This is a genomic window from Streptomyces sp. NBC_00273 (assembly GCF_036178145.1).
In the GTDB taxonomy this organism is placed as follows: domain Bacteria; phylum Actinomycetota; class Actinomycetes; order Streptomycetales; family Streptomycetaceae; genus Streptomyces.
This window is the reverse complement of record NZ_CP108067.1, coordinates 3,164,046-3,178,110: the sequence shown is the minus strand read 5'-3', so window position 1 is coordinate 3,178,110 and position 14,065 is coordinate 3,164,046. Positions and strand designations below refer to the sequence as shown.

At 73.3% G+C, this 14,065-nt stretch carries 12 protein-coding genes; 5 read left to right on the top strand and 7 right to left on the bottom strand.

Annotation, left to right across the window (positions count from 1 at the left end; translation table 11 throughout):
* Positions 1-399: 399 nt before the first annotated feature.
* From OG386_RS13335 to OG386_RS13315, 5 genes are all read left to right on the top strand, one after another.
* Entirely contained in the window at positions 400-588 is a 189-nt protein-coding gene (locus OG386_RS13335; RefSeq protein ID WP_328788358.1) for a hypothetical protein, read from the top strand.
* Complete coding sequence (locus tag OG386_RS13330) at positions 585-2,009, top strand: N-6 DNA methylase (protein ID WP_328788357.1); 1,425 nt, start codon at positions 585-587, stop codon at positions 2,007-2,009. The genes OG386_RS13335 and OG386_RS13330 overlap by 4 nt, the downstream gene beginning before the upstream one ends.
* Positions 2,006-3,205 (top strand): hypothetical protein, encoded by a 1,200-nt coding sequence (locus tag OG386_RS13325; RefSeq protein WP_328788356.1) that lies wholly within the window; start codon positions 2,006-2,008, stop codon positions 3,203-3,205. The genes OG386_RS13330 and OG386_RS13325 overlap by 4 nt, the downstream gene beginning before the upstream one ends.
* 5 nt (positions 3,206-3,210) lie before the next feature.
* Positions 3,211-4,710: a type I restriction-modification system subunit M gene (locus OG386_RS13320; protein ID WP_328788355.1), complete on the top strand. Its 1,500-nt coding sequence runs from the start codon at positions 3,211-3,213 to the stop codon at positions 4,708-4,710.
* A gap of 108 nt (positions 4,711-4,818) precedes the next feature.
* The gene (locus tag OG386_RS13315; protein ID WP_328788354.1) at positions 4,819-5,052 is read left to right on the top strand and encodes a hypothetical protein; all 234 of its coding nucleotides are present in this window, start codon (positions 4,819-4,821) and stop codon (positions 5,050-5,052) included.
* Here the strand turns inward: OG386_RS13315 and OG386_RS13310 are convergent, their stop codons facing one another.
* The 7 genes from OG386_RS13310 to OG386_RS13280 form a co-directional block, all read right to left on the bottom strand.
* Positions 5,053-5,280, bottom strand: a complete 228-nt coding sequence (locus OG386_RS13310) for a hypothetical protein (protein ID WP_328788353.1) — start codon at positions 5,278-5,280, stop codon at positions 5,053-5,055.
* Between the two features lie 275 nt (positions 5,281-5,555).
* A complete protein-coding gene (locus OG386_RS13305; RefSeq protein ID WP_328788352.1) occupies positions 5,556-7,211 on the bottom strand; it encodes a DUF6297 family protein in 1,656 nt (551 codons plus the stop codon).
* A complete protein-coding gene (locus OG386_RS13300; RefSeq protein WP_328788351.1) occupies positions 7,202-7,951 on the bottom strand; it encodes an ABC transporter ATP-binding protein in 750 nt (249 codons plus the stop codon). The genes OG386_RS13305 and OG386_RS13300 overlap by 10 nt, the downstream gene beginning before the upstream one ends.
* A complete protein-coding gene (locus tag OG386_RS13295; protein WP_328788350.1) occupies positions 7,948-8,979 on the bottom strand; it encodes a thiopeptide-type bacteriocin biosynthesis protein in 1,032 nt (343 codons plus the stop codon). The genes OG386_RS13300 and OG386_RS13295 overlap by 4 nt, the downstream gene beginning before the upstream one ends.
* Positions 8,976-10,310 carry a hypothetical protein gene (locus tag OG386_RS13290; RefSeq protein WP_328788349.1) on the bottom strand — a complete coding sequence of 445 codons (1,335 nt, stop codon included), beginning with the start codon at positions 10,308-10,310 and terminating at the stop codon, positions 8,976-8,978. The genes OG386_RS13295 and OG386_RS13290 overlap by 4 nt, the downstream gene beginning before the upstream one ends.
* A 237-nt stretch (positions 10,311-10,547) precedes the next feature.
* Positions 10,548-12,530: a YcaO-like family protein gene (locus tag OG386_RS13285; RefSeq protein WP_328788348.1), complete on the bottom strand. Its 1,983-nt coding sequence runs from the start codon at positions 12,528-12,530 to the stop codon at positions 10,548-10,550.
* Positions 12,527-14,065: a hypothetical protein gene (locus OG386_RS13280; RefSeq protein ID WP_328788347.1), complete on the bottom strand. Its 1,539-nt coding sequence runs from the start codon at positions 14,063-14,065 to the stop codon at positions 12,527-12,529. The genes OG386_RS13285 and OG386_RS13280 overlap by 4 nt, the downstream gene beginning before the upstream one ends.

Here is a 14,065-nt window from a genome sequence, read left to right as displayed (position 1 = left end):
TACACGGCGACAGGTTATCCGTGCACCCTGACGAACCGTACGGTCGCGCACGCATCGTGACCTTGGCGAGGCATGGTGCGGCGGCACCGTAGGCCGGGCGTCGAGCACAGGACGGCTCTTACCGATGACCGTGTGCGGGGGCGAAGGGCGCACACCGGCGCCGCCGGACCTCGGCGGCCGGCATCCCGGCCGAGCCGGAGGCTCCGCATGAGCGCACGGACCTTCCGGCAGCGGTCAGCCCGGGCGATGGGAGCCGGATGCTGATCCCGTTCGCGCGCAAGGCGGAAGACCGTGTCGATGCAAAAACAAAATTGCATGCTGCCCAAGCCGTGGGGCCGCGCACTCATACCTTCGTCCTGTCAGAAGCGCTGTCACTGAAGAATCGAGGGGAGTCGTAGCATGCAGCAGCACAGGAGTCTGCTCTTCATTCTGGTCATCCAGGCCGCCGTGATCGTCGGCCTGCTGGCCGGCATCATCCAGTTCGCTGATGGGGGACAGCTGATGGGGGCGATCAAGTACGGCGGCGTGGCCTTCGCAGGTGCCATGGGGCTGGGCATTTCGACCGTCACCTGGCTGAAGCCGTCATGACGTTGTCCGGACGGCACGGCTCGTCAGAGTTAAGAAGTGTGTGGCGCGCGTTGGACGCGTTGTGTGCCGCCTCGGCGCCGGAGCTCGGTCACCAGCTCGCCCTCCAGGTGATCTTCCTGAGATCGTGGCCCGCACCCGATGGGGCAGGGCTCGACCGGTCCTTCGGGCCCGCTGAGCCTGCGCTGAACAGAGCATGGGCACTTCTGGAATTCGGCCGCTTGTCCGACCCGGTGGCCCATCAGGCGGTCCGGTCCCGCAGGCTGCACGGAGAGGCCGACCGCGCGCTGGCCGCGCTGATCGCCCAGGTCGCTCGGCTGGAACAGCCCGCAGGCCTGTTCGACGCTTGCCTCGACCGGTACTCGTCCCGGTTCGGGGCGGGAGGGGACTACTACACCCCCCGTCCGCTGGCCCGGCTCATGGCCGGCCTGGCCGCGCCCCAGCCCGGAGAAAGCGTCCTTGACCCCGTCTGCGGAAGCGGAAGGCTTCTGGTTGCCGCAGACGAGTGGGCGCGCGGAAAGGAGCACGGGCCCGGTGTGCTGGCGGTACATGGCCGGGACATCCGTCCTGAGGCTCGTCGCGCCGCAGCGATGAACCTGACGCTCGGTGGACTGCACTACGAACTGGGCGGTGAGGCGGTCGACAGCCTGCATGCCGGCCCGACCGGCCTGTCCCCCGATGTCATTCTCGCCAACCCACCGCTGAACACCAACGACTGGGGATACCAGGAGCTGATCCGAGACCCACGGTGGAGCCTCGGCCCTCCGCCGAAGGGAAACGCGAACTTCGCCTGGCTCCAGCACGTCGTGCACGAGCTGTCGGCTCAAGGGCGGGCAGTCGTACTGCTTCCGGACAGTGCGACGAGAGGGCTCAACACTGCGGAGTCGTACATCCGCCGCCGCCTGGTGGAGCGTGACCTACTGGCCGGCGTGGTGGCCCTGCCGTCGCGGCTCTTCCCTCACACGAGGTCGGGCGCAACCCTTTGGCTTCTCGCCAGGGACAAGAGCGCGAGCCCACGCTGGGGCCGGAAGTCCCGGGTGGGCGAAGTGCTCCTGGCGGACGCGCGGCGATTGGGCACCCCAGCCGACCGGGCGGGCGGCGCTCCCCGCGCGGACGCGGCCATCGATCGGATCTGGCAGATCTTCGCGAACTGGAGAGGCACCTCCTCCGCCCAGGAGGACGGAACCGGGCAGGTTGACTGGTGCCGCTCTGTGAACCATGACGACATCGCACGCCGCGGCTACGACCTCAGCCCGGGCAGTTACGTACAGACGGCCCCCGCGAGCACGGAGGACGCATTGTCCGAGGCGGAGCACCGGCATCCGAAAGACGCGCTGTACGAGCACTTCGAGCACGCCCTGCGCATGAGCGAGCGGCTCCGGGAGGTACTCGGGACGGAACCGGCGGAGTGGGTGCAGGAGTGAAGCGCACAAGGGAGGCCGGCGCATTCGATGCGCCGGGGTGGATCACATGCGAGCTGGCCGACGTACCCGGCGTCGAGTCGGTCTCCTACGGCGTGGTGCGCCCAGGCAGGCACGACCCGGGGGGCGTCCCCATGATCCGGGCCGGCGATATTGCGGACGGAGCCGTAGACACGAGCGAGCTTGCACGGATCGCCCCGGATGTGCACCGGCAGAACCGGCGGACGTCACTTCGGGCGGACGATCTCCTCGTCGTGCTGGTCGGGAGGATCGGGGACACGGCAGTCGCCGGTCCGGACAACCACGACTGGAACGTCGCCCGATCAGTCGCCGTCATCCGGTTCACCGTGGCCGGACTGACCCACGGGATCGACATGTGGATCCGCTGGTGGCTTGGCACGCCCCGAGCCCGAGACCTGCTGCGAGTGGGCTCCGCGGGCGCTGAGCACGCGACGCTGCCTCTCGCCGACCTCAAACAGCTTCCCCTTTCGGTTCCGCCACAGCATCTTCGTGAGCGGATCCTGCTCACGATCGATCTCGCGCAACGGAAGACGGCGCTGAACACGAAGATCGCGGGTCGCGCGACCGAACTCGCGGACGCGTACTTCGGCCGCTTCGCGCAGGGCCACGCCCGCAGCGGCATGCACCGGCCAGGAGTGACTGTCGCGGACGTAGGCCAGGTCATCGGCGGTGCTCCCCAGGCCGGACGGCTCGACGGTGACCGAGCCCTCGCATGGGCATCGCCGAGGGAAGTACTCAACAACAGGACGGTTCATCTGGACCGCACTGCCGGGATCACCTGGGCGCCATGCGATATGGCCTGCCCACCGGGAACGCTGCTGATCGCACCGCGGCCGGGCGAAGTCAGAACGGTCGCGGCGGCGATGCCTATCGTTCCCGGGCGCGGCATGCTGGCGATCCGCACGGGAAGCGAGGTGGACCGGATGTGGCTGCTCCACGAGTTGCGGGCCAGAAGCGAGGAGCTGGTCGCCACGGCGCAAGGAGAACAAGCGCGTGCGATGAGCCGGAAGGCGTTCTCGAAGTTCCCCCTGTCGTGGCCGCCGGAGGAGGTACGAGAACGGTTCGCCGGTATCGCTGCTCCGCTCCACGCCCGGGCCCTCGCGGCCCTCAGGGAGAACCGCGCGCTCCAGGAACTGGTCGTGTTCGAAATGACCGGGGATCCGACAGCCAAGAGGTGAGTAATGTGCCCCCACAGAACGAGCAGACGGCAGCCTCCAGCTTGTTGCGGAAGGTCACGAAGACCCTGCGCGGAACCATGGACGCGGCCCAGTACAAGAGCATCGTCCTGACCCTGCTCTACTTTCGCTTCCTGTCCTTGGAGTTCGAGCAAGCACGACGACGGACAGAGGCGGAGGGCCTGCGGGACGAACACCTCCTCCATGGCGCCGGAGGACCGCGATGGGTCCCTCCCCTGGCCCGCTGGGACACCCTCATCCGGCGCGTCCGGGATCCTGACGACGATCCGGTGACGGCGCTCGACGAGGCACTCGACGCCATGCGGCGAAGCGAGGGTGATCTCGCCGACCTCTTTCCGCCCGCCAACGCCCTCATCGGAGGCCTGCGGCGATCGCAGGTCACCGAACTGTTCACCCTCCTGGACGAGCCCCTCGACGCCGCGTCGTACGAGAACCTTCTCGGAGAGTTCGCCCGCTTCGAAGGCAAGAAGGGCGGCGAGTTCCACACGCCGAGGAGTGTGGTGCGCCTCCTCGTCGAGACGTTGCAGCCGGAGCGTGGGCGTGTGTACGACCCCTGCTGCGGTTCCGGCGGGATGCTGATCCAGTCAGCGAGGTTCGTGGTCGAGCGAGGGGGCGATCCGGATGCGGACCTGGCGTACTACGGGCAGGAGGTGAACGCCGGCAGCTGGAAGCTGGCGCGGATGAACCTGCACGTTAACGGGGTCCCGGCAGACCTGCGCCGCGCCGATGTGCTTGAGCGTGACCCGAGTGCGCGGCTCAAGGCGGACTGGGTGTTGGCCAACCCACCGTTCAACATGCGGGATTGGGCGCGCAACGAGGGGGATCTGCGTTGGCGCTACGGGGTTCCACCGCGTACCAACGCGAATTTCGCCTGGTTGCAGCACGCCGTCGACAAGCTGAGTGATCAGGGGAGCGCCGGCCTCGTACTGGCGAACGGTTCCTTGTCATCCAAGCAGATGGGTGAAGGTGAGATTCGCCGGGCGATGGTTGAGGACGACCTGGTCGCGTGTGTCGTGGCGCTGCCTGCCCAGCTCTTTTCGTCCACTCTGATATCGGCGTGTGTCTGGTTCCTGACCAAGGACAAGTCGCCGCAGGGGAAAGCGGGATTGGCGGACCGTCGTGGTCAGACGCTTTTCGTTGACGCCCGCGGTATGGGTGACCTGGTCGGGCGAGCTCATCGCGTGCTGACGGATAGTCATCGATCGGAGATCGCCGGTGTCTACCACGCCTGGCGCGGAACGGGTCGCCGAGGCGACGTGTACAAGGACGTGCCCGGCTTCTGCCGTTCCGTAGGGGGAGATGAAGTCCGGCGGAACCAGTACATTCTTACCCCGGGTCGATATGTCGGCGAGGCGCCGGCGGCGGGCTCGGCCCCGGGCGAGGGGCAGGCCGACGAGCTCATCTTCGAACTGGAGCGTGAGCTTCTCGAGCTGCTGGAGCGATCCGATCAATTGGCACGGCAGATCCGTCTCCATCTGGACACGTGAGGTCGCCCAGGGAGGCGTGATCCAAGCGCTTCATCGACCAGCTGACGTGGGAAGGGGAGGCCGCCGAGCAGGCTCTGGCCTTATACGGCGAAGTGCTGGGGCGGCGGGGTGAGCTGCAGGCCGTCGCTGCACGACATCGTCGCGCAGTTGCGGGCCCTCCTCGTGCTGGCAGCCGAGGAGGTGCCGGATACGGCCAAGACCAATCTCGCGCGCCGCCCTCGCCAGCCGCATTGCCGTGCTCGCCGACAACGCGCAAGCCTCATGGAATCGCTCACGCGGACGATCGACCTCCACGACATGGGCGAGTACGTCTTCGTCGGCTGGGGCCAGCTCGTCCAATAGCTAGAGCGCTTCATCCAGGAGCTGATCAGCCTCGGCGGGCGCATCGTTCGGCTGATCCTGGAGCTGGAGGGCGACGGCCTGATCCAGCGCCTGTTGCGGGCTGCTGCTCGCGAGGCCGCCGACGCAACCCTGCAGGGAGCCGCCCATGCCGAGCTGGCCGCGTACGAGCGGTGGGCTGGTCGATGGGCCGGACGCTGTTGGTGGACCTTGAGGAATGAGCGTGTTCATTCAGCCGTGACGCTCGTTTGACGCTCAGGCTCGGAATCGGCCCGCTCGCAGAGCTGGTAAACCGCCTCTGATCAGCCATTTTTGCGGGCCCGGTTCGCGCGACGTGTAAACGATGACGCACCACCTGGAGTGCGTGGCGATTCTGGAGCCGGTTCGCGAGGGCGCCTGATCTGTGGGGTGATGGCGTGTATCCCGGCCGTCGCGTCGTTTACCCGGCTTTGCTGCGGGGCGGGGCGGCCGGGTGCGGCGGGCGTTGCTCGGGGTGTTGGTCGGGGTCAGGTGTAGAGGTCCTTGGCTTGGCGGTTGGTGCGGTGGGCGGCCCAGGCTAGGACGGCGGCTGAGCGGACGGCCAGCCATAGGGTGTTCCCGTCCGGGCCGGCGGTCGGGTGGTACGCCATGTGCCACAGGTAGGGCGCCGTCACGAACCCCGCGGCCAGTGTGGGGGCCAGCCGCCACAGGACGAACGGCACGGCCGCGTACCAGTCGAGGGACAGGGCCAGCAGGTCGTAGCGGGGCGCCCCCCGGTAGGCGCCCACCAAGGTGGTGCCGACCAGCGCGGGACCCGCGAGCAGCAGTGCCGTGGCGTACGCACCGAGCGGTCCCGCGGGCGGTCCGGACAGCAGGGCCGCAGCCCAGCCGACACCGCCGGCGGCCCACAGGAACGCGACCGGTACCGCCAGGTGGGAGAGGGCCAGGACACCGGGCGACAGCGGCAGCAGCAGGGCGCGGCGCGGCCGGTCCGTGTCCTGGTAGGCGGGTTCGGACAGGGCGACCGCCGCGAGGTACGGCGGTACGACGAGGAGCAGGCCCACGAACGCCGCCTTCACGGGGCTGACCGCAGCGTGGCCCGGCTCCGTCAACCAGTCGGCCACCACGCGGAACTGGGCGAACCCGGCGGCCAGGGCGGCGCAGGCCAGGACCGGCCGCCAGGGGTGGCGCAGCAGGACGACCGCGTCCCGCCACAGCGGTACCGCCCATCGGGAGCTCGGCATCGGGATCCGGGCCGTCCGCCGGCGCCGTCCGCCGGTCGACTGCAGGACGAGGGTCAGTGCGCGCAGGTCCAGCAGCGTGGCCCCCCGGGTGACCTCCCGCCCGGTGCGGGCCCGGGCGAGGAGGGCGTCCGTCGGGATGCCCGCCACGGCCCGGAACGCCTCCCGCAGGGCGCCCGCCGCACACGCGGCGAGGCAGGCCAGCGCCGCCGCCCAGGCCAGGGACGAGCCGTGCCCGGCCGCCGTGGCGACGGCCGCGCCCGCCCAGCCCCAGGGTCCGGACCAGGCCGCTACCTCGGTCACCACGGGCGCCGAGGTTCCGCAGGCGAGCACGGTCGCTCCGGCCAGTGCCAGACCGGCGCCGAGCAGCCGGACCCGGCCCGCCAGAACGGGGCGGGCCTCGGCCACGGTGCCCAGTCCGACCGCGAGGCAGGCCAGCGCCAGGTGGGCGAGGAGCGCCACGGGGAGGACCTCGTACCGCTGCTCGCCCTGCAGGGCCAGGGCGAGTGCGACGGCCAGCGCGCCGGTGGGCAGGGCCGCCGCGCAGGCGACTGCCACGGCCCGCACCAGGCGGGGACGCAGCAGCCGGCCCCGGTCGCCGGGCAGCGGCAGGAGCCAGGTGATCTCGGCGGGGCTGAGCAGTACCGGCCCCAGCCGCACGCACAGGGCGATCTGGCCGGCGAACAGCAGCAGCGTGGCGGCGACCACTCCGGCGCGGGCGGCCGGCCCGCCGGACCATCCCAGTCCCTGGCCGATGCCCGGTGCCGCCTGGACCAGGCCCGCGAGCACCACCAGTGCGGAGACGGCCGCGCACACCCAGGTCCACACGTCGTCGAACCGGGGCCGGCCGGCCCCGCGTTCCCGCCGGGACCGTGCCGCGGTGGCCACGGCCGTGGCCGTGGCGTCCCGGCCCTCGGCGGTGCCTTCGGTGGTCACCGCCACGGCGAGACCTCCGCGACGCCGGTCACCTCGGCAGGGGTGCCCAGGGCGGCCGTCCGGCCCCGGTCCAGGAGCAGTACCCGGTCGGCGGCCTCCTCGACGGTGGCGCGGTCGTGCGAGGCCAGCAGTACGGCCGTGCCGGCGGCCTTCGCCGCCCGCAGTGCGGCGGCCAGCCTGCGCCGGGCGGCGGTGTCCAGGCGCTGCTCGGGCTCGTCCACGACGATCAGGCGGGCCGGACGGACCAGTACCGAGGCGAGCAGCAGCATCTGGCGCTGCCCCGCCGACAGGGCGTCGGGGAAGGCGTCGCCGCGGTGGTCCAGGCCGAGTTCGGCCAGTACCCGGTCGGCGGCGGCGTCGGCCCGGGAGCCCAGGCCGTGGGCGGTGGCGACCATCCGTATGTGTTCCGCGACGGTGAGGTCGGGAAAGCATTCGGCGCCGTCGAGGAGCAGGCCGACGTCCCGCCGGAAGGCGGGCTCCGCCTCGCGCGGTGCGGCCCCCGCGAAGCGGACCTCGCCCCGGTCCGGCTGCTGGCGGCCCACGCAGACGCGCAACAGGGTCGACTTGCCTGAGCCGTTGGCGCCGGCGAGGGCCAGACAACCGCCGGGCTCCAGGGCCAGCGAGACGTCGGCGAGGACGGTCTCTTCGGCGTAGGCGACGTGGATGTCCTGCGCGTACAGCACGGCTGGGTTCCGGGCGGTGTCTCCGACAGTGTCCTCGGCGGTGTCCTCGGCGGCGTCAGTCACGCCCGTCCCCCTTCGCGGCCGGCGCCTTCGCGGCCGGCACCGGCCGTGGCCCGCAGCAGCCGGGCAGCGGCCTCCGCCAGAATGTATTCATCATGCACGAATATACCCATGCGGTTGAGGGTCATATGGGCGTGGGAGATCAACAAGCCGGCCCGGGCCGGCGCGGTGGAGCCGAGGGGCAGGACGGCGGCCAACGCCTCGGCCCACGGCGACACCGCCGAGGCCCGTGCGGTGAGCGCCGGGGCGCTCACCCGCCCGCGCGACACCAGGAGTTCGGCCCAGTCGGCGGCGTGCTGCGCCAGCAGTTCCGAGGGGAACACCTCCTGCGGGGCCGACCGGGACCAGCCGCTCCAGTAGTCGGCGTGGGCCCGCAACTGAACCAGTACGGGATCGGCTGCACCGCTACTGTCCGGCAGCCCGCCCCCCTGCGGCACCCCGACACCGGCCGACGCCGCGGCCTTGAGCAGGACTTCGACGCCCAGCAGCCGCAGCCGCAGCTCGTCCAGCCCCGACCCGGCGGCACGCAGGGCCAGTTCGCTGGAGAGCATGAACACCTCCTCGGTCGCCTCCAGCGCCGCCCCGGTGCCGTAGCGGTCGGTCTCCGGCACGTAGTCGGCCGCGTGCACACCGGGCGGCAGCACCGTCGCCGCGACCCGCCGGTCCACGGTCGGGTCGGAGGCGACCGAGGCCGCCGCCAGGTCGCCGATGGAGGCCAGGTAGCCCTCGGGGTCGTGACCGTCGCGGGGCACGTCGGCGAAGGCCCGCCGCACCGCCGCGTCCAGTGCGTCGGGCGTGGCGGCGCGGCCGGCACCGGGCCGCGGCAGCAGCCGGATCCGCAGGTGCGGCCCGCCCTCCCAGTAGCGGATGAAGAACCACCGGTGCAGCAGTCCGGCCGCGCGCAGCGGGGCGAGCAGCGCCGGGAGCTGCTCCCGTACCAGCGGCGTGAGCCGGTCCGTGCCCTCGGCGTCGGCGGGTACGTGTACGTGCCAGGACAGCCAGCCGTCGGGGTTGGGGACGGGGGTGCTCATGCAGAGCCTCCGGGGAAGTGGCGGACGTCGAGGGCGGGCTCGGTGAACCGGTTCGGCCCGCAGGCCAGTTGGTAGACCGGCACCCGGTCCGGTCCCAGGCCCAGCGCGGTGGCGGCGCCCTCGGCGTCGTAGCTGCGCAGCGGCCGTGCGAACAGCCCGTGCGCGGCCATCGCGTACGACAGGTGCTGGGCGGTCCAGCCCGCGGTGGCCAGCAGGTCGGCCGCCACCCGGGGCGCGGGCGCGTCCGACGTACGGCAGGCGGCCGTCAGGTCCGCGGTGACCAGCCACACCAGGTTGCACGCGTCGAGTTCGAAGGCGAGGCCGGGTGCAGAGGCGGAGTCGACGAGGAGCGCACCGCGCGCGGCCCCGAGCTCCCCGACGCGGCGGGCCGTGCCGTCGAAGCCGATCTCGTAGCAACCGTCCGCCACGTCCTCCACCTCGCGCACCCAGCAGAACAGGCCGAGGCCGGAGCGGGCGGGCAGCAGGGTGCCGAGGCCACGGCCGCTGCCCGCGAGGGTGTTCAGGGCCGAGTGCCACAGCGCGGCGGGCGCCGGGCGGTGGGCGCCGGTGAAGCCGGAGACACCGCGCGGGGCCCGGCCGCTGTTGCGCGCCCAGACCACCTGGTTCCACGTCGTGCCACCGGAACCGGCGGACGGCGCGGCGACCGGTGACAGGGTTCCCCCGGGGTCCGGCGACGGGACCGGCGGGCCCTGAGGGCCCTGCGGCTCAGGGGTCATGACGTAGCCGGGCACGGCCGCGCCCGGCAGCGGTCCGGCCCACGCCTCGGTGGCTCCGGACGGCCCCGCGACGCAGAGCGGGAGGCCCAGCGCCCTGCCCAACAGGGCGAGCGAGGCCAGGACATGACCGGTTTCCAGGCCGGTCAGCACGGTGCGCAGCGGTCCGTAGAACGACGGCAGGGCATCGGGGAGCGCGAACGTCCGGATGTGGTCGCCGCCTCCGCCGTCGCCTTCGCCCCCGGGCACGCCGAGCGCGTCGCCCGCCTCGGGCCGCGGGAAGCGGCCGACGCCGCCCTCCTGGGCGACCAGCCGCACCGGGAACTTGGCCCGTGGCGACGGATACGCCCGGTGTTCGGGATACGGGTTGTCGACCTCGAAGCGCACCGGAGCACTGACGGTGGCGGCCACCTCGTACAGGGACACCTCCGAAGCGGGCGCCGCGGCCGGCCAACGGGTCCGCGCCAGCAGGTCCCAGCGCGCGGGCAGGCCGCCACCGACCGCGTCGGCCGCCAGGGCGGCGACGGCCGAACGCACCCGCTGGCGCTCGGGGCGTGCTTCGGGGTCCACCCGGGTGTCACCGGACGGCACGGCCATGAGGATCGCCTTCAGCGAGGCCTGGCGAGCCGGGTCGGAGCCGGGCTCGGGGGCCGGAGTGGGAAGGGGAGGGGGAGGGGGCGCAACGACCACGGAGTGCAGCCACTTCCTTCGTGCGGAACGGGGACGGGCAGACGGACTACGGATGACGACGGACGCTACGGACTACGGACGACCGGGAGCGGGGCCGGGGCCGGGCGGGGTACGCAGGGCCCCGCCCGGGCACCGGCACGCCGGTCAGGGGAACGGGTGCACCGTGAGCCGTTCCAGGGAAAGCTCCCCTTCCCCCGCCGCCGCGAGCAGCCGGGGCAGGCCGAGCACCCGCTGGTGCGCGAAACCGAAGGCCAGGGGGACGCTTCCGGGCACCAGGACCCGTACGGCGCGCAGCCCGGCGGCCCGGTGCTCGTGCCCGGTCTGGTCCACGACCAGTACCTCGTCCATGCCCGCGTCGGCGAGCAGCCCCAGCAGCTTCCGCCGGGCCTGTCCGAGCGTGGCGGCCCCGAGCAGCGGGGAGTGCGGGAACGCCTCGGCCAACGGCACCGACGGGCCCGTCAGATACGGCTCGAAGGCGTCGGCGGCCTCGGGCACGGAGTACCACTCGATGTGGTGGTCGAGGTCGGTGACGCTCCAGCGGTCCGTACGCAGTCGGCGGGCCCGCTCCGGTGAGGGGGCGACGACGTCCCCGAGGACCAGCGGGGCCAGTTCCGCGACCGCCGCGCGTACCGCCTCGGCCGGATCGGGGTGGGCGGCGGCCGTCGTCAGACTGTACTTGTCCGGCGAGCCGGGGTTGCGGGCCAGCGCCCACACCGCCGGCACCGGCACGTCCCGGGTCAGGACCAGCAGGTCCACCTCGTAGCCGGCGCGGCGCATCGCGGCGCGCAGTTCGACGGTGGTGGGGTCGGTGACCGAACGCCAGTCGATCCGGGGGACGGGCCGCCCCGCCCACCAGGTCAGCAGGAAGGCGTCGCGCTCGAGGAGTTCGAGCAGGGCGTGCAGTGCCGCCTCGTCGAGGGTGGCGCCGAGCGCACAGCCGTTGGAGGACTCGTACAGCACCCGTCCCCACTTCTGTCCGGGCCGGGGCTCGGGATGGACGTGGTAGGAGCCGGCCTCCAGCGGCACCCAGCATTCTTCGTCGGTGCCCCATACGCGGGCGGGGATCCAGCGCAGGACGTCGTCCGGGGAGAACGGATCGACCCGGCAGGAGGGGTGGTCGTACTGCTCCGGTGCGAGGTGGCCGAGCCGGCGCGGGTCCAGGGCGCGCCCGGGCAGCTCCCGGTGCGTGGCGCGGACCGGCCGGGCCGCGCTGACGACGGCCTCCGACCCGGAACGCTCCAGGCGCTCCAGCAACGCCAGGCGGGCGGCTGCGGCGATGGTGCGGCCACGGCCGTAGCCGGCGGCTTCGGAGGCCTTGTCGTGCCGGGCGTGGACGGCTGCCACCAGGGAGGCCGGACTGTCGGGGACCGGCTGGAGGCCGATCACCGGGCCGTAGCGGCTGTCGACGAGCAACGCGGTGAGCGTCGACACCGACAGGTCCGGCCCCGGAACCTGCCGCAGCGCCCCGTCGAGCGTCGGGTCCGTGCCGCGGCCGGCATTCTCGTCCGCGCCACGGCGGGAGTCCGCGTCCGCGCCGCGGCCGGCGCCGTCGTACACGCCACCGTCCGCGTCCGCGTCCGCGTCGGCATCCGGCCCCGGGACCTCGTCCGCTTCCCGCCCGAGGGCGGCGCCCGCATCAGCCCCCGGCACGACGCCCCCGCAGCCCGGGCAGCCGGCCTGCGGTAGCACCCGGTGCCGGGAGCTACCGGCCGGCCCCACCACGACCGTTTCCCCCGGTCCCGGCGGCTGTCGGCGGACCAGCCCGCAGGCGACGGCCAGCGAGGCGGCCGAGGCCCGGGCCAGGCCGGGCCCGGCCGAGAGCCGGCGCGGCGGGTCGGTGATGCCGCGCGTCCGCAGATGGGCGGAGACCTGGCACAGCGGGCAGCCGACGGCCGCGTCCCGTTGCCACAGCGGTCCGATCTCCACCTCGGCGCCCCACAGGCGCACGGGCAGCAGGGGCAGGCCCAGCCGTTGGGCCTCGGCCATCTGCTGCCGTTCCCAGTCCGCGTCGTGGCCGGCCACCAGCGCCACCAGCGCGGCCCGTTCCCCGAGCAGTTCCGTCAGCAGGGCGGCGGCCTGCGGCCACTCGGTCCCGGTCGCGGCGTGCACCGCGAGCCGCCCGGTCACCGGTCGCCCCGCGCGTCACGGACCAGCGTGCCGTGCACCAACGGGTGCGCGCCGAGCAACGGGTCGTGGGCGGCGGGCCGGAACCCGACGCCGTGACCGAGCAGTTCGGCGGCCAGTTCGTGCGGCCGCGCCGACGCGGCCAGCTCCTCGGCGATACGGCAGTCCGGGCCGAGCGCCCCGGCCAGCACGGGGTCGTGCCCGGCGAGCTGTGCGCGGGCCCGGGCGGCGGCCCGTGCCGCCTCCGACGCGGCCGTGCGGTCCCGGCCCCAGGCCGTGCCGTGCCACTCCGCGGGCCGTTCCGCCGCGCCGCCGTCCCGGTCGCCCTCGGCCTCGACGGGCAGGGTGAGCGCGGCCTCGGCGCACACCAGGCCGCCGGGGGCCTCGTGCAGGCGGTACCGCCAGGAGGCCCCGGACGGCGCCGTCCGCCCCGCACCGCCCTCCAGCCAAGGCGCACGCCCGTCCGCCTGCCGGTCGAGGGCGGCGAGCCGCAGTGCCGCGTCCAGCAGGGCCGCGCCTTCGGTGGTACCGGCCCCGCCCTCCGGGTCGGGGCCGCGCAGGAAGGCCCGTAGTGCCGCGTCGTCCGCCTCACCGCCGGTGGCTCCCCAGCCCGCGGCGACGCGACCGTCCGGCGTGCCGGGCCCGGGGACCACACGCGCCAGGCATACCGGCAGTTGGGTCCAGTCGGCCGGGGTGTCGGTCCGGTACCGGCCGATCAGTGCTGCCGCATCGGGGCCGTCGGCGTCGCCGTCGTCGGTGAGGTCGAGCGAGCGCCAGCCCAGCGGACGGGAGTCCACCACGTGCACGGTGCGCGACCCGCGGCCGGCCAGTCCGGTGATCTCCTTGAACGCCTGCTCGGCGGCGAGCTGGGCGGCGAGCTGGGCGGCGAGCTCGGCGGCCGCCGCGTCCGGCACCGGAGGCGCACCGACGGCCGAGGTCCCGGTCGTCAGCCGGGCGTGCAGGGCCGCAAGGGCTGCCGGGGCGGCCGCCAGCGCGGACGAGACGACCCACGTGCGACCGCCGGCCGCTTCCACCCGGACGGCCAGCCCCGGGCCGGTGACGGCCGCTGCCGTGGAGGGACTCCGGCCGCCCTCCTCCGTCGCGCCGACCACCCGTACGCGCACGCCCCGTGCGACGAGGGCGGCTTCGACGGTCGCCGCCTGCGGCCACGCGGCATCGACCGACACCTCGGCCGCCGCCAGTGCGCGCAGCGCTGCGCCGGGGTCGTCGCTGTAGCTCTCCACGTACGCCACCGCGGCCTCGGGGAGGCCGGGCGGCACCTCGTACGCGTCCACCAGCGCTCCCTGGGCCCGCATCTGGGCGATGACCCGCTCGATGAACGGCGCCGCCTTCGGGTTTCCGGCCGCGTCCACCAGGTCGGCGGTCGTGCGCGGCTGCTCCAGGGCGCGGATCCAGGCGCAGGCCGGTTCGGCCAGGGGCGCGGGCAAGCGCAGGGTGAAGGCCCCGCGCGGGGTCTGCACGAACACCCCTTCCGAGTAGGCCCCGTACACGGTGCTGGGGCGGAGTTTCACGCGCAT